Annotated in this window: 23 protein-coding genes; 10 read left to right on the forward strand and 13 right to left on the reverse strand. The window is 67.4% G+C overall.

Annotated features, from left to right (window positions below; translation table 11 throughout):
* The first annotated feature begins 62 nt into the window (after window positions 1-62).
* The 4 genes from mtgA to Q4F19_RS02640 are packed head-to-tail and all read left to right on the forward strand — an operon-like array spanning window position 63 to window position 3,332.
* The gene (gene mtgA, locus Q4F19_RS02625) at window positions 63-782 is read left to right on the forward strand and encodes a monofunctional biosynthetic peptidoglycan transglycosylase (protein WP_303539578.1); all 720 of its coding nucleotides are present in this window, start codon (window positions 63-65) and stop codon (window positions 780-782) included.
* On the forward strand, window positions 770-1,783 hold the full coding sequence (locus tag Q4F19_RS02630; RefSeq protein ID WP_303539579.1) for a glycosyltransferase family 2 protein: 1,014 nt from the start codon (window positions 770-772) through the stop codon (window positions 1,781-1,783). Before mtgA ends, Q4F19_RS02630 begins: the two co-directional genes overlap by 13 nt.
* A complete protein-coding gene (locus Q4F19_RS02635; RefSeq protein ID WP_303539580.1) occupies window positions 1,780-2,298 on the forward strand; it encodes a serine O-acetyltransferase in 519 nt (172 codons plus the stop codon). Before Q4F19_RS02630 ends, Q4F19_RS02635 begins: the two co-directional genes overlap by 4 nt.
* A gap of 2 nt (window positions 2,299-2,300) precedes the next feature.
* Window positions 2,301-3,332 (forward strand): glycosyltransferase, encoded by a 1,032-nt coding sequence (locus Q4F19_RS02640; RefSeq protein WP_303539581.1) that lies wholly within the window; start codon window positions 2,301-2,303, stop codon window positions 3,330-3,332.
* Between the two features lie 7 nt (window positions 3,333-3,339).
* Here Q4F19_RS02640 and Q4F19_RS02645 read toward each other — a convergent pair whose 3' ends face one another.
* Genes Q4F19_RS02645 through Q4F19_RS02655 form a run of 3 tightly spaced genes read right to left on the reverse strand, consistent with a single transcriptional unit; the run spans window position 3,340 to window position 5,170 of the window.
* Complete coding sequence (locus Q4F19_RS02645; protein WP_303539582.1) at window positions 3,340-3,900, reverse strand: LptA/OstA family protein; 561 nt, start codon at window positions 3,898-3,900, stop codon at window positions 3,340-3,342.
* Entirely contained in the window at window positions 3,897-4,544 is a 648-nt protein-coding gene (gene lptC / locus Q4F19_RS02650; protein WP_431312358.1) for an LPS export ABC transporter periplasmic protein LptC, read from the reverse strand. Before lptC ends, Q4F19_RS02645 begins: the two co-directional genes overlap by 4 nt.
* An 8-nt stretch (window positions 4,545-4,552) precedes the next feature.
* Window positions 4,553-5,170, reverse strand: a complete 618-nt coding sequence (locus tag Q4F19_RS02655) for a ribonuclease D (protein ID WP_303539584.1) — start codon at window positions 5,168-5,170, stop codon at window positions 4,553-4,555.
* Between the two features lie 242 nt (window positions 5,171-5,412).
* Between Q4F19_RS02655 and Q4F19_RS02660 the strand changes: the two genes are divergently transcribed.
* Window positions 5,413-6,222, forward strand: a complete 810-nt coding sequence (locus Q4F19_RS02660; protein WP_303539585.1) for a cold-shock protein — start codon at window positions 5,413-5,415, stop codon at window positions 6,220-6,222.
* Between the two features lie 218 nt (window positions 6,223-6,440).
* Entirely contained in the window at window positions 6,441-6,950 is a 510-nt protein-coding gene (locus Q4F19_RS02665) for a thioredoxin family protein (protein WP_303539586.1), read from the forward strand.
* 9 nt (window positions 6,951-6,959) lie between these two features.
* Here the strand turns inward: Q4F19_RS02665 and Q4F19_RS02670 are convergent, their stop codons facing one another.
* The 4 genes from Q4F19_RS02670 to Q4F19_RS02685 all read right to left on the reverse strand — a co-directional run bounded on the left by Q4F19_RS02670 (window position 6,960) and on the right by Q4F19_RS02685 (window position 9,927).
* Entirely contained in the window at window positions 6,960-8,564 is a 1,605-nt protein-coding gene (locus tag Q4F19_RS02670; RefSeq protein ID WP_303539587.1) for a cisplatin damage response ATP-dependent DNA ligase, read from the reverse strand.
* A 199-nt stretch (window positions 8,565-8,763) separates the two neighbouring features.
* Window positions 8,764-8,937 (reverse strand): DUF1328 family protein, encoded by a 174-nt coding sequence (locus tag Q4F19_RS02675; RefSeq protein ID WP_303539588.1) that lies wholly within the window; start codon window positions 8,935-8,937, stop codon window positions 8,764-8,766.
* A gap of 68 nt (window positions 8,938-9,005) precedes the next feature.
* Window positions 9,006-9,503 (reverse strand): Dps family protein, encoded by a 498-nt coding sequence (locus Q4F19_RS02680; RefSeq protein ID WP_303539589.1) that lies wholly within the window; start codon window positions 9,501-9,503, stop codon window positions 9,006-9,008.
* A gap of 112 nt (window positions 9,504-9,615) precedes the next feature.
* On the reverse strand, window positions 9,616-9,927 hold the full coding sequence (locus Q4F19_RS02685) for a hypothetical protein (RefSeq protein ID WP_303539590.1): 312 nt from the start codon (window positions 9,925-9,927) through the stop codon (window positions 9,616-9,618).
* 185 nt (window positions 9,928-10,112) lie between these two features.
* On the opposite strand from Q4F19_RS02685, the gene rpmG reads away from it, so the two are divergent.
* Both rpmG and Q4F19_RS02695 read left to right on the forward strand, forming a co-directional pair.
* Window positions 10,113-10,280, forward strand: coding sequence for a 50S ribosomal protein L33 (gene rpmG, locus Q4F19_RS02690; protein ID WP_303539591.1), 168 nt, complete (start codon window positions 10,113-10,115; stop codon window positions 10,278-10,280).
* 125 nt (window positions 10,281-10,405) lie between these two features.
* A complete protein-coding gene (locus Q4F19_RS02695; protein ID WP_303539592.1) occupies window positions 10,406-10,582 on the forward strand; it encodes a (2Fe-2S)-binding protein in 177 nt (58 codons plus the stop codon).
* Between the two features lie 130 nt (window positions 10,583-10,712).
* Here the strand turns inward: Q4F19_RS02695 and Q4F19_RS02700 are convergent, their stop codons facing one another.
* The 3 genes from Q4F19_RS02700 to Q4F19_RS02710 form a co-directional block, all read right to left on the reverse strand.
* Window positions 10,713-11,639 carry a pirin family protein gene (locus Q4F19_RS02700; RefSeq protein WP_303539593.1) on the reverse strand — a complete coding sequence of 309 codons (927 nt, stop codon included), beginning with the start codon at window positions 11,637-11,639 and terminating at the stop codon, window positions 10,713-10,715.
* A 142-nt stretch (window positions 11,640-11,781) separates the two neighbouring features.
* Window positions 11,782-12,480: a pirin family protein gene (locus Q4F19_RS02705; protein WP_303539594.1), complete on the reverse strand. Its 699-nt coding sequence runs from the start codon at window positions 12,478-12,480 to the stop codon at window positions 11,782-11,784.
* 32 nt (window positions 12,481-12,512) lie between these two features.
* Window positions 12,513-12,815 carry a hypothetical protein gene (locus Q4F19_RS02710; RefSeq protein WP_303539595.1) on the reverse strand — a complete coding sequence of 101 codons (303 nt, stop codon included), beginning with the start codon at window positions 12,813-12,815 and terminating at the stop codon, window positions 12,513-12,515.
* Window positions 12,816-12,907: 92 nt separating this feature from the next.
* Between Q4F19_RS02710 and Q4F19_RS02715 the strand changes: the two genes are divergently transcribed.
* Together Q4F19_RS02715 and Q4F19_RS02720 are read left to right on the forward strand one after the other, a co-directional pair.
* Window positions 12,908-13,828 carry a LysR family transcriptional regulator gene (locus Q4F19_RS02715; protein ID WP_303539596.1) on the forward strand — a complete coding sequence of 307 codons (921 nt, stop codon included), beginning with the start codon at window positions 12,908-12,910 and terminating at the stop codon, window positions 13,826-13,828.
* Window positions 13,829-13,968: 140 nt separating this feature from the next.
* Window positions 13,969-15,186 (forward strand): UbiH/UbiF/VisC/COQ6 family ubiquinone biosynthesis hydroxylase, encoded by a 1,218-nt coding sequence (locus tag Q4F19_RS02720; protein ID WP_303539597.1) that lies wholly within the window; start codon window positions 13,969-13,971, stop codon window positions 15,184-15,186.
* A 138-nt stretch (window positions 15,187-15,324) separates the two neighbouring features.
* Here the strand turns inward: Q4F19_RS02720 and pal are convergent, their stop codons facing one another.
* Genes pal through Q4F19_RS02735 form a run of 3 tightly spaced genes read right to left on the reverse strand, consistent with a single transcriptional unit; the run spans window position 15,325 to window position 18,140 of the window.
* Complete coding sequence (gene pal, locus Q4F19_RS02725; protein ID WP_303539598.1) at window positions 15,325-15,843, reverse strand: peptidoglycan-associated lipoprotein Pal; 519 nt, start codon at window positions 15,841-15,843, stop codon at window positions 15,325-15,327.
* A 27-nt stretch (window positions 15,844-15,870) separates the two neighbouring features.
* Window positions 15,871-17,229, reverse strand: coding sequence for a Tol-Pal system beta propeller repeat protein TolB (gene tolB, locus Q4F19_RS02730; RefSeq protein WP_303539954.1), 1,359 nt, complete (start codon window positions 17,227-17,229; stop codon window positions 15,871-15,873).
* Window positions 17,229-18,140, reverse strand: coding sequence for a hypothetical protein (locus Q4F19_RS02735; protein ID WP_303539599.1), 912 nt, complete (start codon window positions 18,138-18,140; stop codon window positions 17,229-17,231). Before Q4F19_RS02735 ends, tolB begins: the two co-directional genes overlap by 1 nt.
* Window positions 18,141-18,211: the final 71 nt, after the last annotated feature.

The following is an 18,211-nucleotide window of genomic DNA, read 5'->3' on the forward strand; positions in this document are numbered from 1 at the left end:
CAATCAAACGGACACATTGCTAGCCTGTTCCGCTCGCGGCCTGCTTCGACTAGATCGGCGTCATGGCCGCCAGCGCGAAGCGAAAATCGACGACCTCCCGCTCTTTGCCCCGCCCGCTTTTCCGCTGGCTGGTGCGCGCGATCCTGATCTTTGTCGGCGGATCGATCCTGTGGGTGATCGTCTATCGCTTCGTGCCGCCACCGATCACGCTGACCATGATCGGCGACGTCGTCGGCGGGCGATCGATCTCGAAGGACTGGATGCCGCTGTCGCGGATGGATCCGAACATGGCGCGCGCCGCCATCGCCGCCGAGGACGGCAATTTCTGCTCGCATCACGGCTTCGACTTCACCGCGATCCGCAAGGCCTATTCGGGCAACGAGGCGGGCAAGCGCTATCGTGGCGGCTCGACGATCAGCCAGCAGACTGCGAAGAATGCGTTCCTGTGGCAGGGGCGTTCGTGGCTTCGCAAGGGCCTCGAGACGTGGTTCACTGGGCTGATCGAACTGATCTGGGGCAAGCAGCGGATCATGGAAGTCTATCTCAACGTCGCTGAGACGGGGCTCGGCACCTACGGCGCCAATGCCGGGGCGATGCGCTATTTTCATCATGATGCGAGCCGGCTGAGCCCGACCGAGGCCGCGCGCATCGCCGCAATCCTGCCGCTCCCCAAGAAGCGCGACGCGATCGCGCCGCATGGCTTCGTCCGCAAATATGGCGACCGCATCACGCGCCGGCTCGGGCCGGTGCGGCGCGGCGGATATACCGCATGCGTCGGCTGATACGCCCGAAGCTCGCCATCGTCGTGATCGGCCGAAACGAGGGCGAGCGGCTCAAGGCGTGCCTACGCTCGGTCATCGGCGAAGGGCCGGTCGTCTATGTCGATTCGGGATCGAGCGACGGCAGCCAGGATTTCGCGCACGCGCTGGGCGCCAAAGTCATCCAGATCGACGTGCCGCATTTCACGGCGGCGCGCGCGCGCAATGCCGGCGCGTCGTTCGTCCAAGAACCCCAATTCCTCCAGTTCATCGATGGCGATTGCGAAATGCAGCCCGGCTGGATCGCGAAGGGGATGGCCGCGCTCGAGGCGGATCCCAGCCTCGCGCTCGTCTTCGGACGGCGGCGGGAGCGCCATCCCGAGGCATCGGTCTATAATGCGCTGTGCGACGACGAGTGGGACGTGCCCGTCGGCGAAGTCGGCGCGTGCGGCGGCGATATCCTGATCCGCGAGGTGGCCTATCGTGCGGTCGGCGGCTATCCGGAAGACATGATCGCGGGCGAGGAGCCCGACATGTCGATGCGGCTGCGCGCGGCCGGCTGGCGGCTCGCACGGATCGAGGGCGAGATGACGCTGCACGATGCGGCGATCATGCGCTTCGGCCAATGGTGGCGGCGCACCAAGCGCGCGGGCCATGCCTTCGCCGAGCTCGCCTGGCGGCACCCGAGGAGCACCTGGCCTAACTGGAGCGCGAGCGTCTGGCGCGATGTGATCTGGGGCGGACTGATCCCGGCGCTCGCCATGCTCGGGATCGTCGGCGGGCTGTTCAGGCCGGTCTTCCTGCTGATCACCGCGGCGTGCATCGCTTTGTTCCTCGTCAATATCGCCCGGATCTACCGGCGCCGGCTGGCCGAAGGGCTCCCGCCCCGCCTCGCGCGCGCCAGCGCGGTGCTGCTCATGATCGGCAAGATCCCCGAGTTCGCCGGCTTCGTCGCCTTTCACCGCGAGCGCCGGTCCGGGCGCAAGGCGGTGCTGATCGAATATAAGGACACGACGCGGGCATGAGCGATCGTCCCGGCCTGTTCGCGCTGATCGCCGAGGACTGGCGCGCCAACGGGCGGGACTGGACGCGTCCGGGCTTCCGCGCGCTCGCCGTCCACCGCTTCGGCGTGTGGCGGATGGGAGTGCCCCAGCCGCTGCGCGCGCCGCTCTCGATCCTCTATCGCCACCTCTTCCGCCGCTGCCGCAACATCTACGGGATCGAGCTGCCTTATTCGGTCGTCGTCGGCCGGCATGTCGTGATCGAGCATCAGGGCGGGATCGTCGTGCATGGCGCGACGGTGATCGGCGACCGCTGCATCCTGCGCCAGAATTGCACGCTCGGCATAAAGCGGATGGATGCGCTGGCCGACGCGCCGATCCTGCACGAGGGCGTGGAGCTCGGCGCGGGCGCGGTCGTGCTCGGACGGGTCCATCTCGGCAAGGGCGCGAAGATCGGCGCCAACGCGGTCGTCCTGAGCGACGTGCCCCCGGGCGCTTTTGCGCTCGGCGTGCCCGCGACGATCCGCGCGGGCCGCTGATCGTGGCGCGATCGATCGCGATCGTGATGGTTAATTACCGGACGCCCGAGCTCGCGCTCGCGGCGCTGGCCTCGGTTGCGGGCGAGCGCGCCGCCGAGCCGGGTCTGCGCGCGATCCTCGTCGATGGCGGCTCCGGCGACGGATCGTCCGAGACACTGGCGGCGGCGCTGCACGGATCTTCGCTCGCCGAGTGGGTCCAATTGCTCGCGCTGCCGCTCAACGGCGGCTTCGGCTGGGCCAACAACCAGGCGATCCAGCGGCTGCTACAGGGCCACGATCCACCCGATTATATCCACCTGCTCAACCCCGATACCCGGATCGAGACGGGCGCGGTCTCGCGGCTTGCCGACGTGCTGGACCGGAATGCGCGCTGCGGCGCGGTCGGGAGCCTGCTGCTGGAGCCGGACGGATCACCCTCGGGATCGGCCTTCGCCTTCCCTTCGGTGCGCCGCGAGCTGATCCGCGGGGGGCGCATGGCGATCCTCGAGCGCCTGTTCGCGAAGGGCAGGCTGGTTTCCTTCGGCGAGGCGGCCGATGAGGTGGAATGGGCGACGGGCGCGAGCGTGATGATGCGTGCCGCGGCGCTGCGCGGCTCGGGGCTCTTCGACACCGGCTTCTTCCTCTATTTCGAGGAGGTCGAGCTGATGTGGCGAATGCGCCGTGCGGGCTGGTCGATCCGGCACGAGCCGGCGAGCCGCATCGTCCATGTCGGCGGCGCCGCGACCGGGGTCAACGGATCGCGCCCGACCGCGCTGCGGCCGAAGCTGCCGGCTTACTGGTATGCGTCGCGCCGGCGCTTCCTGGCGCTGACGGGATCGCGCGGGCGCGCCGTGGCAGCGTCGGCGGCGTGGCTCGCCGGGCACGGGCTGCTGATGGCACGGCGAATGATCGGCAGCGCGAAGCAGCATGCGATCGTCGAGCGCGATGCGCGCAGCTTACTGAAGAACGGCTTGTTGCCGACGGTGCGGGACAGAAAGGCTGCCGTCGCGCGATGGGATGATCCGCCGGGCGAGCCGCCCGCCTGGATGGGCTGACTCGGGCTTACTTCGTTGGCGCCGGTGTCGGCGCCGCCTGCGTGCGCTGTGGGACGGTGAAGCGGCCGGTAACGCGGCCGCCCTTCGCGCCGGTCACGCCGCCGCCGACGGCGCTGCCGTCCACGGTCGATCGCCCGCTGTTGAGATCGATCACGAGCCGCGCGCCGTTAACGGTATTGCCTGCGCGCACCAGCGAGACGCCGCCGATCAGCGTGATGATGCGCCGATTAAGATCATAGATGCCGAACGAGCCCTTGGCGCGCTCGCTCGGGCTGACGACGGTCACCCCGCCCGACGCATCGATGCGCTGGATCTGCGGATCCGCATTGGGGCCAGTGCCCTTGGCATAAGCGACGGTCATCCGCGCCGCATCCATCGTCAGATCGCCTTGCACGGTATGGACATTGCCGACGAAGATCGCGCGATCGGCGCGGTCCTGCACCTCGATCCGATCGGACGTGACGTCCACCGGCGCGTTGCTGTCATGCCCGCGCAGCAGGGACACGCCCTGCGCGGCAGCGGCAGTCGCCAGCAATGGCGACGCGACGAGAAGAAGCCCCCTGATCATCGCGCGCCTCTGGCCTGCCGCTGGACGATATGCAAGCGCGCGTGGCCGACGAGATCGACGACCTTGGTCTCCATATTGGCCTGCATCCGGTCAGCCGCGAACGTCCCGAGCGGCATCTTGCCGTCGACCGGCCCGCGGCTCTTGAGCAGGCGCGTGCGCATGTCGACGAGCACGTCGCGCGTATCGACGCGGTAGCCGCCCGCGCCATCGTAGCGCACCGGGCCGTCCACCGCGATGCGATCGGTGTTCATGTCGTAGCGGCCGCGCGGGGCCGTCACGTCGGCCGGCCCGTCGGTTAGGCCGATCCGCGCGTGCAGCGTCTGCAGCCGCAGGATCGGATCGCGCGAGGATTGCTGGACGGCCGAAGCGGCGGTCAGGATGAAGGGCTGATTCTTGCCATCGCGCCCGCGATAGACGGCGTGGCTGACGCGCATCCGCTCCGGCGCGACATCGACGCCCTTCTTGGACAAGACGAAGCTGATGTCGCGACCGACCGTCAATGGCGCAAGCGCGAGGAAGGCGGCGATGATGCCGACCGCCGCGGGCAGAGCGACGCGTAGGATCGCCATCTGCACATCGTGACGCCCGCCCGCGATCGCCCAATCCCGGCGTTGCGCACGGCGTTCGCTGGCGAGGAGCGACATGGCCTCGGTCACATGTGCGCGAAGATATCGATCTCCGGCCAACCCGCGAGATCGAGATCGGCGCGGGCGGGCAGGAAATCGAAGCAGGCCTGGGCGAGCTCCATCCGGCCCTCGCGGACGAGGCGCTCGTTCAGTTTCTCGCGCAGCTGGTGAAGGAAGCGCACGTCGGACGCGGCATAATCCTTCTGTGCGTCGCTCAGCTCGGGCGCGCCCCAATCGGACGATTGCTGCTGCTTGGAGATATCCTGGCCGAGCAGCTCGCGCACCAGCTCCTTCAGCCCGTGACGATCCGTATAGGTGCGGATCAGGCGCGAGGCGATCTTGGTGCAATAAACCGGCGCCGCGACCACGCCGAGATAGTGGCGAATCGCCGCCAGATCGAAGCGCGCGAAATGATAGAGTTTGAGCCGGTTCGGATCGGACAACACCGCCCGCAGGTTCGGCGCGGCATAATCGCTGCCCGGCGAGAAGCGGACGAGATGCTCGTCCCCGCCCCCGTCCGAAATCTGAACAACGCACAGGCGATCACGCGGGGTCAGCAGCCCCATCGTCTCGGTATCGATCGCGATCGGCCCTGCGGCGAGCACATTTGCGGGCAGGTCTTCTTCATGGAAATATACGGTCATGCACGGCCCTTAGGCGCGTCCGGGGATCGGCTCAATGGCATCCGACGGAGGCAAAATGAGCCAACGTGAAGCGCCGTTCACGATCATGGCGGGAAAAAGGCCGAATTCGCTCGCGAGGGGCCGGGATTTGTTGTAAGCATGTCGTAGCTTAGGCATAGACTATGCTGACCAGCCCGGTACGACTTCGCCCGTCGCGCCTGGTTCGATGCTCGGGGCGACTGACACGGAAAGATTATTGCGGCATGGGTTTTGATAGAGGGCGGCGCGGCCAACGCGGTGGCAGGGACAAGCGCGACGGCTTTGGCGAGGACAACTTCGGTGGGTCCGATTTCGGCGGCGGCGGCGGTCGTGGCTATGGCGGCGGCGGTGATCGCTTCGGTGGCGGCGGCGGCTTCGGTGGCGGCGGCGATCGCTTCGGCGGTGGCGGCGGCTTCGGCGGCGGCGGCGGCGGCGGCGGTGGTTTCCGCAGCGGCGGTGGCGGCGGCTTCAGCGGCGGTGGCCGTGGCGGCGCCGGCGGCGGCATGCCCGCGCAGATGATCGGCGAGGGCAAGGGCACGGTCAAGTTCTTCAACGGCCAGAAGGGCTTCGGCTTCATCGTTCGCGATGATGGCGGCGAAGACGTGTTCGTGCACATCTCGGCGGTCGAGCAGGCTGGTCTTTCCGGTCTCGCCGACAACCAGACGCTGGAATTCACGCTCGTCGATCGCGGTGGCCGCGTCTCCGCGACCAACCTCAAGCTTGTCGGCGATATCCTGCCCGTGACCGAAGGGCGTGCCCCGCCCCCGGCCGGTGGTGCAGGCGGTGCGCCCGCGGGTGGTCCGCAGCGTCAGCTGACGGGCGAAAAGGCCGGCGGCACGGTCAAGTTCTTCAACGCGATGAAGGGCTTCGGCTTCATCCAGCGCGATGACGGGCAGCCCGATGCGTTTGTCCACATCTCGGCTGTCGAGCGTGCGGGCATGACGACGCTCAACGAGGGCGACCGTCTCCAGTTTGAACTGGAAGTCGATCGTCGCGGCAAGTACGCAGCGGTGAACCTCGTTCCCGGCGAGTAATCGCGGGTTCGAAATACTGCTCGAAGATGGGCCCGGTCGGCGAATGCGCCGGCCGGGCCTTTTCTTTTGTCTCCGGCCGAATGACCGTTCGTCATCGCAGGCGAGGCCCTCATCGCGATCTTTAGCGTCCCCAAGAAAGCCTCTCTTCGATCGGGCCAGCCGCGTATCTATCTCTCCTGTCTGATCGTTGCTCCGCGCAACGCCCCGGAGAAGAGACGATGCGCCAGATCCTGACCCCTTTCATCGCCCTGGCGATCGCCGGCGCGGCCTCCGCAGCGGTCCCCGCCCCGCGCGTTGCCGCGCAGAGCTTCGAACAGCTCGCGAAGCCGCTCCCCCTTCCCTACAGCCAGACCGCACCGGCGATGGCCGCGGTCGACAAGGCGCGGGCGAAAGCGAAGGCGTCGGGCAAGCTGCTGCTGATCGATCTGGGTGGGAATTGGTGCCTCGATTGCCGGATCCTCGCGGGCACGATGGAATTGCCCGAGGTCGAGACCTGGCTGCGCAAACATTATGAGCTGGTCTCGGTCGATGTCGGCCGCTTCGACAAGAATCTCGACGTGCCCGCGCGCTACGGCTTCACCAAGCGGCTCGAGGGCGTGCCCGCGCTGCTCGTCGTCGATCCCAAGAGCGACAAGCTGATCAATACGGGCAAGACGACCGCACTCTCGGACGCGCGCAGCATGAACCCGCAGGGCCTTGCCGATTATCTGGCGCAGTTCGCGCGCTGACGAAGCCGGTCAGACGATCAGCCGCTTGAGGCCCGCGATCGTGTCCGCCTCCGCCGCCGGCTTGTCGGTGCGGATGCGCGCGATGCGGGGGAAGCGCATCGCCACGCCGGATTTGTGGCGCTTCGATTCGTGGATCGAATCGAACGCGATCTCCAGCACGAGGCTCTTCTCCACCTCGCGCACCGGGCCGAAGCGCTGGACGGTCGCATTGCGGACGAAGCGGTCGAGCATCTTCAGCTCCTCGTCGGTGATGCCCGAATAGGCCTTGCCGACGGGCAGCAACTCGCCCTCCTCGGTCCAGCAGCCGAACGTATAATCCGAATAATAGCTGGACCGCCGGCCGTGGCCGCGCTGCGCATACATGATGACGCAGTCGGCGGTGAGCGGGTCGCGCTTCCACTTGTACCACAGGCCCGTGCGGCGGCCCGCGACATATGGCGAGTCGCGGCGCTTGAGCATCACGCCCTCGATCGCGGCATCGCGCGCGCCGGCGCGGATTTCCTCCAGCGCCTCGAAATCCCTGGCCTCGATCACCGCCGAAAGATCGAAGCGATCGGGATCGAGCTTACCGACGAGCGCCTCCAGCCGCGCGCGCCGCTCGGTCCAGCCTCGCTCGCGCAGATCCTCGGCGCCGTCGAACAGGATGTCGTAGAGCCGGACGAAGGCCGGGTAGTCGGCCAGCGCCTTCGGAGAGACGGTCTTGCGGCCGAGCCGCTGCTGGAGCGCGTTGAAGCTCGCCGCGCCCTCGCCTTCCGCCAGCGCCTCGCCGCCCTGATGCGCGCCTTTCACGAGCAATTCGCCATCGAGCACGCCGGGCTCGTGGAAGGCGGCGGCGACTTCGGGGAAGCTCGCGGTGATGTCGTCGCCGGCGCGGCTATAGAGCCGGGTCTCGGCGCCGATGCAGACGATCTGGACGCGGATTCCGTCCCATTTCCACTCGGCCGCAAAATCGGCGAGATCGACGCGCGCGTCCTCGAGCGGATGCGCGAGCATGAACGGGCGGAAGACCGGCACGTCCGCCGAGGTCGGCTGGGCTCCCGTGCCCTCCCCCCAGGCGAAGAGCGGCGCGAAGGGCGGCTTGAGCCCGTGCCACACCTCCTCGACCTGATCGACATCGAGCCCGAACGCGCTCGCCAGCCCCGTCTTGGCGAGCCGCGACGAGACGCCGACGCGCAGCGCGCCCGTCGCGAGCTTTAGCAGCGCGTAGCGGCTCGACGCGTCGAGCTGGTCGAGCATGTCGGCGAGCGCGCGCGGCGCCTCTCCCCGGCCCAGCGTCATCAGCCGTTCGACGACCGCGGAGATACGCAGCGCGCCGCTGTCGATCTCTTCGACCATCCCCGGCGGCTTGGGCCAGAGCAGCGACACCGTCTCGGCGAGATCGCCGACGAAATCGCGGCTCATCGCAAACAGCACGGGATCGACGCGCTCCTCGACGATGGCCTTGATCGCGGCCGCCTTCACGTGCGGCAGATCGAGCGTGCCGGTCAGCGCCGCCATCGCCCAGCCGCGATCGGGATCGGGCGTCGCGCGCAGATAATCGGCGATCAGCTTCAGCTTGGCGTTGCGCGATCGCGTGTAGACGAGGCCATCGAGCAGGCGGGAAAAGTCACGCATGGCTCACCCCGATCCGTTTGGTTCGAGCAGCTTCGAGCGAAGTCGAGAAGCGTCGGTCGAGAACTCCCGCGCTGACTTCTCGACTGCGATCTCGACAAGCTCGATCTTCGCTCGAAGCGAACGGACGAGCGGATCATCTGCCGAAAAAGAAAGGGCGACCTTTGAGGCCGCCCTTGTCTCGATTGTCATGTCGATCCCGTCAGGTGACCGCCTTGCCGGCGACGAGCGCCAGGATCAGGAAGATCACGAACAGGGCGATGGCGAGGAAGAACAGGATCTTGGCGATGCCGACGAAGGCGCCGCCGATCCCGCCGAACCCCATCGCCCCGAGGATCAGGCCGACGACGAGGAAGATAAGCGCGAGCTTGAGCATGGAATGTCCTTTCGGGGGCCTAACGATCCACGAAAGTCACCGTTCCAGGCCGCCGCCCGCGCTCTTTCTTAGGCCTTGCGGCTCGCCTCGAACAGGAACCAGGCGCGCTCTTCGGCCTGATCGGTCCACTCGTCGACGATGCCGCTCGTGGCATTGTCCTTGGCCTCCTCGGCCTGCTCCTTGACGACGCGGAAGCCCTCGACGAGCTTCAGATTGTCGTCGCGCAGTTCGGCGAGCATCGCATCGGCGCTCACGAACTCGGCATCATTGTCCTTGATCGACTGGCGGCGAGCGATGTCGCCGATCGAGCGCAAAGTCGTGCCGCCGGTCTTGCGAACGCGCTCGGCGATCGCATCGGTCACGCCCAGGATCTGCGTCGCCTGATCGTCGAGCATCAGGTGATAGTCGCGGAAATGCGGGCCGGAGACGTGCCAGTGGAAATTCTTGGTCTTCAGATACAGCGCATAAGCGTCGGCAAGCGAGGCGTTCAGCGCTTCGGCCACGCCGTGCAGCGCATTGGTCTGGAGGTCGGTCGGGGTCGCGAGCTTGGAAGGCGTATCCGCCATCGGGAATCTCCTCAGGATGCTGGTGCAGCCATCCTAACGGAAAAATGCGCGAAGCGATCCATTACGGATGCCCAACAAAATCATTCAGGCTGATCGACTGCGCCGAACAGGCTCAGTGCGCGTAGCGGACCCCGACGGTGGCGAGCAGCAGATGCGCGACATCCCGCGCATCGGGCCCGCAGGCGGCGGCCTGGTCGATCGCGGCGAGCCAGGGGCCGAGCAGCGCCGAGCCCTCCTCGCGGACGATCGCATCGGCCATCCCGCCGACGACCTCTGCCGCCGAGTGAAGTTCGTTGGCGACGGCGAGGCGGCGGAGCTGGTTGACGAGGAGCATCTTGTCCGGGCCCTTGAGGCGGGGCAGTTCGGCCGCGAACTGGCCGAGCGCGGCGCGAAAACCCAATTGCTGATCGATCATCGTCGCCATGAAACGCCTCCGTTACACCCTGCTTCGCACAGGAGGACTTAGCGATGGATTAAGACGGCGCGGTTGCAGCCGCTCCCTTGACATTTCGGCGCCCCGGCGGCAGAGGGCGGGCAAGCGAGCGGCTCCGGCCGCTCTTTGTTTTTCCGGCGGCCTTCGGTCGCCCACCAGAGATCCGGGATAGCCCCATGGCCAAGCCGACCACGGTCAAGATCAAGCTCGTCAGCACTGCCGACACGGGCTTCTATTATGTGACCAAGAAGAATCCGCGCAACACGACCGAGAAGATGAGCTTCCGGAAGTATGATCCTGTCGTCCGCAAGCATGTGGATTTCAAGGAAGCCAAGATCAAGTAATCCGGCAGGGCGGCTTCGGCCGCCCGCCCCGCGCGCTTGCGACCAACCGAGCGCGCCTCCCTCGCACTTTCCAGTTGCGAGTGGTTCTCACTAGCGTTAGACCATCCGCGACAGGAGAGTCGCCGATGGTCGTTTGCGTGTGCAATGCCCTGAAGGAACGCGATGTCCGCGAAGCGGCGCGTTCCGGTTGCCAGAATCCGCTCGCCGCTTATGCCGCGTTCGGTCGCAAGCCGCAGTGCGGCCAATGCATCCCCTTCGCCCGCGCGCTGATCGCCGAGGAACGCGCCGCGCACGCGGCTTGAGGCTGAATATCCACCATCGCAGGGATGAGGTGTGCTCCGGCGAAGGCCGGAGCGTTGGCGTCGGTATCCGCCAGTCTCCAAAGCTCCGGCCTTCGCCGGAGCACCGCGAAGCTTTATAGACCGCCTGAGCTTACGGGTAGCGGACCGGCGCAGGCCTCTGCTCCTCGGGAAGCGGGATGAACTCGCTCTCCCCCGGCACCTCAGCGAAGCGCCCTTCGCGCCAATCTTCCTTGGCCTGCTCGATCCGCTCGCCTGAGCTCGACACGAAATTCCAGAAGATCTGGCGAGGTTCGGGGAAGGCCTCTCCGCCGACCAGCATCAGCCGCGCGGGGCCGCTCGCCTTCAGCACCATCTCTGCACCCGGCTTGAACACGACGAGCTCGCCCGCGGCGAAACCGCCCGCCTGCCCCTCGACCGTCACCGCGCCCGAGACGACATAGACGGCGCGCTCGTGATGCTCGGCCGAGAGCCGGTAGCGCGCGCCGTCCGCCAGCACGATGTCGGCATAGACGATGTCGGAGAAGCTCGGCACCGGCGAGCGCAGCCCGTCACTCGTGCCGACGATCAGCGTCAGCGCGACGCCGTCGCCCTCGCTCTTCGGGATCTCATGCGCCTTGTGGTGCGAGAAAGCGGGTGCGGTCTCCTCATGCGCCTTGGGCAAAGCGACCCAGGTCTGCAGCCCGTAGAGCGAGCCGCCCGCCTCGCGAATTTCGGGGCTCGTCCGCTCGGAATGGACGATACCCGATCCCGCGGTCATCCAGTTGACCTCGCCCGGCCGGATCGCCTGGACGACGCCGAGGCTGTCGCGGTGGAGGATCTCGCCCTCCAGCAGATAGGTGACGGTCGCGAGGCCGATATGCGGATGCGGGCGCACGTCCAGGCCATGGCCCGCGCCGAACGCGGCCGGGCCCATCTGGTCGAAGAAGATGAACGGGCCGACCATCCGGCGATGCGCGGACGGGAGTGCGCGGCGAACCTGGAAGCCCTCGCCCAGATCGCGGACGGGCGGCAGGATGATCGCGTCGATGCCGGGCATGTCGTGCGTGCGCAGGGTCATCTCGTCTCTCCATTCGCCTCCAGAGGCGACACTATTCCCCGTTCGTACTGAGCTTGTCGAAGTACGTGCTGGCAAGTGCTTCGCTTGTAGCACGTCCTTCGACTTCGCTCAGGACGAACGGGTCAAGATTGGTACGCGGCGCTTACGCCGCGTCGACCAGCACGATCTCGCTATCCTCGATCGCGGTCACGCGCAGCGTCTCCACCCCCGTGATCGCGACGCCGTCGCGCGCATTGGCGCGCTGGCCCTCGATCTCGATCGCACCCGTGGCGGGCACAAGATAGCCGCGGCGATCCGCGCCGAGATGATATTCGGCCGTTTCACCCGCCTTCAGCGTCGCCGCGACCACGCGCGCGTCGGTGCGGATCGGCAGCGCGTCATTGTCGTTCGCGAAGCCCGAGGCGAGCACGACGAACTGGCCGGCGCGATCGTCCTTGGGGAAGGGCTTGGCGCCCCAGCTCGGCTTCTCGCCGGTGCGCGTCGGCTGGATCCAGATCTGGAACAACGTCGTCGGCACGTCTTCCATATTATATTCGGCATGCGCTATGCCGGTGCCGGCGGACATCACCTGCACGTCGCCCGCGCCGGTGCGGCCCTGGTTGCCGAGATTGTCCTTGTGCGTGATCGCGCCGGTGCGGACATAGGTAATGATTTCCATGTCGCGATGCGGATGCGCGGGGAAGCCGCTGTTCGGCGCGATCACGTCGTCGTTCCAGACGCGCAGATTGCCCCAGTTGGTCCGCTTGGGATCATAATAGTTCGCGAAGGAGAAATGGTGCTTGGCATTTAGCCAACCGTGATTTTCGCCGCCGAGCGACGCAAAGGGCCGTACTTCGATCATGTCAGATCCTTTCCCGATTTCGGGGTTTGGGTTCAGAGCGAGAGGAGAGCGAGCGCATCGACCTGCGCGGGGCTGAAGCCCTGATCGCGTAAGCTCGGCACCAGCGCCTCGGCCGGCTTGCGGCTGCGACGCGTGGAGCAGACGAAGCTGCGGATCGCCTCCAGCCTTTGGTCAGCCAGCGGGCGGGGTGCCCGATTGCCGGTCAGCACGCCGTAGAATTTGCGCAACTTGCCCGGCTCGCGGTTCGAGGTGCAGCCGCACTGCGCGACGTCCTTGAACGCGATCGATACCGCCTGCCATTCGGAGCGGCTGAGCTGGGGCTGGGCTGCGATCATCTCGACCTCCTATCGTGTTGGAGCCGAGATAGGCTTGCGCAACTTGGCGGATAAGCCGCATAATATCGGCGAGCTTATTCTAGGAAATAGAAATGTCCGGCCCCGGCACGCCCACCTTCGATCAGCTCCGCCTGTTCCTCGCGGTCGTCGAGACGGGCAGCTTCGCCGCCGCCGCGCGCCGGATGAACCGCGCGGTGTCGGTCGTCAGCTACGGCATCGGCAATCTCGAGATGCAGCTGGGCCTGCCCTTGTTCGAGCGCGAGGGGACGCGCCGGCCGAAGCTTACGGTGGCGGGCCGCGCGGTACTGGCCGAGGCGCGGACCGTCGCGCAGGGCATCGATGGCCTGCGCGCCAAAGTGAAGGGGCTGCTTGAAGGTCTGGAGGCCGAGGTCAATCTCGCCGTGGATGTCATGCTCCCGTCCGATCGGCTGGGGCGCGTGCTGCGCGGCTTCCAGGTGGCCTTCCCAACCGTCGCGCTGCGCCTCCATGTCGACGCGCTGGGCGCGGTGACGGCACATGTGGTCGAAGGCCGCGCCGTGATCGGGATCAGCGGGCCGATCTCCTCGGGCGACCAGATCGAGCGCATCGCGGCGGGGACGGTCGCGATGATCCCGGTCGCCGCGCCCGATCATGCACTGTCCCAGATGCACCCCATCCCGTCCGGTGCGACGCGCGACCATGTCCAGCTCGTCCTCACCGATCGATCGCCGCTCACCGAGGGCCGCGACTTCGCCGTCACGAGCACGCGCACGTGGCGGCTCGCCGATCTCGGCGCCAAGCATCAGCTGCTGCGCGAAGGGATAGGCTGGGGCAACATGCCGCTGCCGATGGTGGAGGCCGATCTCGTGGCCGGCACCCTCGTCCGGCTCGCTCTCCCCGACGATACGGGCGGCACCTATCGCTTCTCGGGCATCTGGCGCCGCGACGCGCCGCCGGGGCCGGCGGCGTCTTGGCTGCTCCAGCAATTCGTGGAGGAAGGGCTGGAGGATCAGGCGGAAGCACCGGATGTGTGACGTCTTCCCCGACCGTCATGCTGAACTTGTTTCAGCATCCATGAACCGACCTCACCGTTTGTCGCGGCAGTGAGGGCGGGCCTTGGATCCTGAAACAAGTTCAGGATGACGGGCTTGAGGGGAGCGCCTAAGCAGATGCCATGAACCGCGCGGACGTCATCATCCTCGGCGGAGGGCTGGTCGGCCTGACGCTGGCCCTTGCCCTCGACCGGCACGAAATCTCCAGCATCGTCGTCGATCCCGTCGATCCCGCGACCGTCCAGGTGGCGGGCTTCGACGGGCGCGCCTCGGCGATCGCGAGCGCCTCGTGGAAGATGCTCGAGGCGATCGGCCTGGGCGAGCGGCTCGCCGGCCAAGGCTGCCCGATACGCGCGATCCGCGCCGCCGATGGCCTGACCCCGCGCGCGCTGGTGTTCGACACGAGCGACGAGGAAGGCCCGCTCGGCATCATGTTCGAGAATCGGCTGCTGCGCCGGACGCTGCACGCGGCGGTCGCGGACGCGAAGCACATCACCCTCCTCGCCCCGGCACGGCCGGTGACGACGATCCGCGATGAGACGAAGGTCACGGTCACGCTGGACGACGGCACGATCATCACCACGCCCTTGCTCGTCGCCGCCGAGGGCCGCCATTCGCCGACGCGCGAGGCCGCGGGCATCGAGGTCGCACGCTGGCGCTACGATCATGCCGCGATCATCGCCACGCTCGGCCACGAAATGCCGCATGGCAATATCGCGCACGAACTCTTCTACCCGTCCGGCCCCTTCGCTTTGCTGCCGATGCTCGACGATGCCGACGGGCATCGCTCGGCGATCGTCTGGACGGTCGCGGGCAAAGATGCCGAGGCGATGATGGGCCTGCCCGACCGCGCCTTCCTTGCCGAAGCGGAGAAGCGCATGGGCGGGATGCTGGGCGCACTGCGCGCGGCGAGCCCGCGTTCGAGTTATGCGCTCGGCTTCCACCATGCGGCGCGGATCACCGACACGCGGCTCGCCTTGGTCGGCGATGCCGCGCACGGCATCCACCCGATCGCAGGACAGGGACTCAATCTCGGCTTGCGCGACGTCGCCGCGCTGACAGAGGTGCTGGTCGATGGCCTGCGCCTCGGGCTCGATACGGGCGATGCGCAATTGCTCGCGCGCTACCAGAGCTGGCGCGCGCTCGACACGTTTCTCGTCGCCGCCGCGACCGATAGCCTCACCCGCCTTTACGGCATCCCCGGACCGACCGCGCGCGAGGTGCGCCGCTTCGGCATGGATGTGGTGGAGCGCGTCGCGCCGCTCAAGCGGATGTTCATGGCCGAGGCGCGCGGCGAAAGCGGCGCGCTGCCCAAGCTGCTGCAGGGCGTCGAAGTCTGACTAAGAGAGCCCGCTCATCCTGAGGAGCCATTGAGCAAAATCGAAACGGCGTCTCGAAGGACCCGCGCCGATAGTAAGCGTCCTTCGAGACGGGCCTTCGACAAGCTCAGTCCCACTTCAGGATGAGCGGTAATGCCCCTATTGCGGCACGACCGTCACGGCGCGGCGGTTCTGCGCCCAGCTGGCTTCGTCCGATCCGGTCGCGACCGGGCGTTCCTTGCCGTAGCTCACCACCGTCAGGCGGCTCGCGTCGATCCCGGCATTGACCAGGAAGGTCTTGGCCGCATTGGCGCGCTTGTCGCCCAGCGCGAGATTATATTCGCGCGTGCCGCGCTCGTCGCAGTGGCCCTCGATCGTGGCGCGCACGTTCGGGAACTTGCGCAGCCAGGCGATCTGCGCGGTCAGGATCGACTGCGCCTCGCTATCGACATCATAGCTGTCGGTCGCGAACAGCACCGTATCGCTGCCCGCCTGCGCGAGGAAATCAGCGCGCGAGCCGGGCACCACGGTATTGCCGACATTGGACGACGGCGGCATGGGCTGCGACACTTCGGACTGCGGCGGCGGAGGAAGATCGGCCGGCTTCGGCTTCTTCGAACAGGCGGCGAGCGCGATCAGCGCCGTGGCCACGATCAGGCCCTTGCTGGTCTTACGCATGATTCGTCTCCTTCTTCATGGAACGTTTCAGGGGAGTAACGGTCCCCAGGCGGGATCGGATCCATCGAGCGGCGTCGGAACGGGATGTTCGTTGACGCCCGTGAGATCCACCGACCACAGGTCGGCCTTGCCGGAGCCTTGTCCGGTCCGGAAATAGAGAATGACGCGGCCATTGGGGGCCCAGGTCGGGCCCTCGTCCTGCCAGCCGTTGGACAGGATCTTCTCGCCCTGCCCGCTGGGGCTCATCGTGCCGATGTTGAAGCGGCCGCTGATCTTGGTGAAGGCGATCAGGTCGCCGCGCGGGCTCCACACCGGCGTCGCATAGCGGCCGCCGCCGAAGCTGATCCGGTGCTGGCCCGATCCGTCAGCGTTCATCACATAGATTTGCTGCCCGCCCGAGCGATCGCTCTCGAACGTGATCTGCGATCCGTCGGGCGAGAAGCTGCCGCCGGTGTCGATGCCGGGCGAGGTCGTCAGCCGGATCGGCGTGCCGCCCCCGGCAGGCACCTTGTAGACGTCGCAATTGCCGTTGACGATCATCGACACGAGGATCCAGCGCCCGTCGGGCGAGAAGCGCGGCGCGAAGGTCGTGCCTGCGCCGTCGACGACGAGCCGCTTGCGCCCCGAGCCGACATCGTAGGTGTAGACACGCGGGCGGTCGTTCTCGAACGACATGAACACGACCGACTGCCGGTTCGGCGCGAAGCGGGGGGTCAGCACCAGCGACTGGCCGTTGGTGATGAAGCGGTGGTTGGCACCGTCCTGGTCCATGATCGCCAGCCGCTTGACGCGGCGGACCTTCGGACCCGTCTCCGAGACGTAGATCACCTGACTGTCGAAATAGGGGCCCTCGCCGGTCAGGCGGGTATAGACCATGTCCGCGCATTTGTGCGCCGCGCGGCGCCATTCGGAAGGCTTCACGACGAAGCCCTGCCGCGTCAGCTCCTGCTTGGCGAACACGTCGTAGAGGTAGCAGCCGACCGTGAGCGTGCCGTCGCCATTGGCCTGGACGAAGCCCTGGATCAGGGCCTGCGCGCCCGTCGTCAGCCAGCCGCTATAATCGGGCGCGGTCACCTGCGGGAAAGCGACCGGGCGGAGCTGCCCGGCGCCGAGCGGCGTGAATAGCCCGCTGCCCTTGAGATCGCCGGAAATGACCTGCGACACCTGCGCGCCGAGCGCGTCCGTATTGCCCGCCGCGGTGCTCGTCGCGGCCGGCGTCGGCATCACGGGGATCGCGATCGGCATCGGCTGCGAGATGCCGCCGGTGATGTCGACGCGGATCGGCGCGGCGCCGGTGGCCGCGGGCGGCGGCGCATCGGGCGCGGGCGTCTGCGCGGTGGCTGGCAGCGCGAGCGCGGCTGCGAGGAGGATGTTGCGTAGGATCATCACTGCATCTGCCTTGGTATGAAGCCCATCTCGATATTCTGCCATCCGCCCTCATAGAGCTCGGCGGGCAGTCGCAGCGGCGAACAGCGGAGCACGGCCGCGCGGCTCACCTCCGCCATCTGCTGCTTGTAGCGTGCGTTCGATCCATCGACGCCGGTCTGCTCCACCACCTGCGCCGATGCGACCGAACCATCCTTGTTGAAGCGAAGCTGTAGCACCGTCACGATCTGCATCGCCGGCGTACCACCCAATGCGCCCAGTTCATAACAGGGCTGGACCTGCCTTTTTATGGCAGCCGCGAGCCCGTTCATCGCCGCGCCGGTGATCGAGGCGCGCGCATTCGTGCCCTTGCCCGCCGAGGGCGAGGCGATGCCCTTCAGGAAATCGGGACCGAGCTTGCTGCCGGTGGTCTTCTGGCCCTTGCCTGCCGAGGCGCCCTTGGCCTCGCTGCGCGCTGCCGAGCTGAGATCCTTCAGAAAATCCGAGCTGAGCCGCTGCGGCGGCTTGGCCTCGGTCTTGGCGGGCGCCTTGGCCGCAGGCTGCGGCTTCTGTGGTTCCTTGGCCGGCTTCGGCGACGGCGCCGGTGCGGGCTTCGGTTTGGGCTGCGGCGGCGCGGGCGTCGGCTCGGCGACCGGCTTGGGCGGCGACGGCACCGGCTCGGGCGTCGGCGACGGCGCGGGCGCCTCCTCCGGGGGCCCGGCATCGGGCGCGGTCTGCTCCTGCGGTGCTTCGGTCGCGGGGACGGGCGCGGCCGATTGCAGCCCGACCGCGTCCACGAGTTGCACGTCCATCGTCTGCGGCGCGGGGCGAACCGGCGGCACGCGGCGCGAAATGCCGATCGTCAGCGCGACGAGCAGCAGGCCGTGGGCGACGATCGCCAAGCCGATGCCCTTGCCGTCGGCCCTATCCACGAGCGCCCTTCCCTTCTCCCCTCCCTGGAAGGGAGGGGTCGGGGGTGGGTTGCCCGCCGTAGGTAACGAAC

The organism is Sphingomonas natans (assembly GCF_030546695.1).
Lineage (GTDB): Bacteria > Pseudomonadota > Alphaproteobacteria > Sphingomonadales > Sphingomonadaceae > Sphingomonas_I > Sphingomonas_I natans.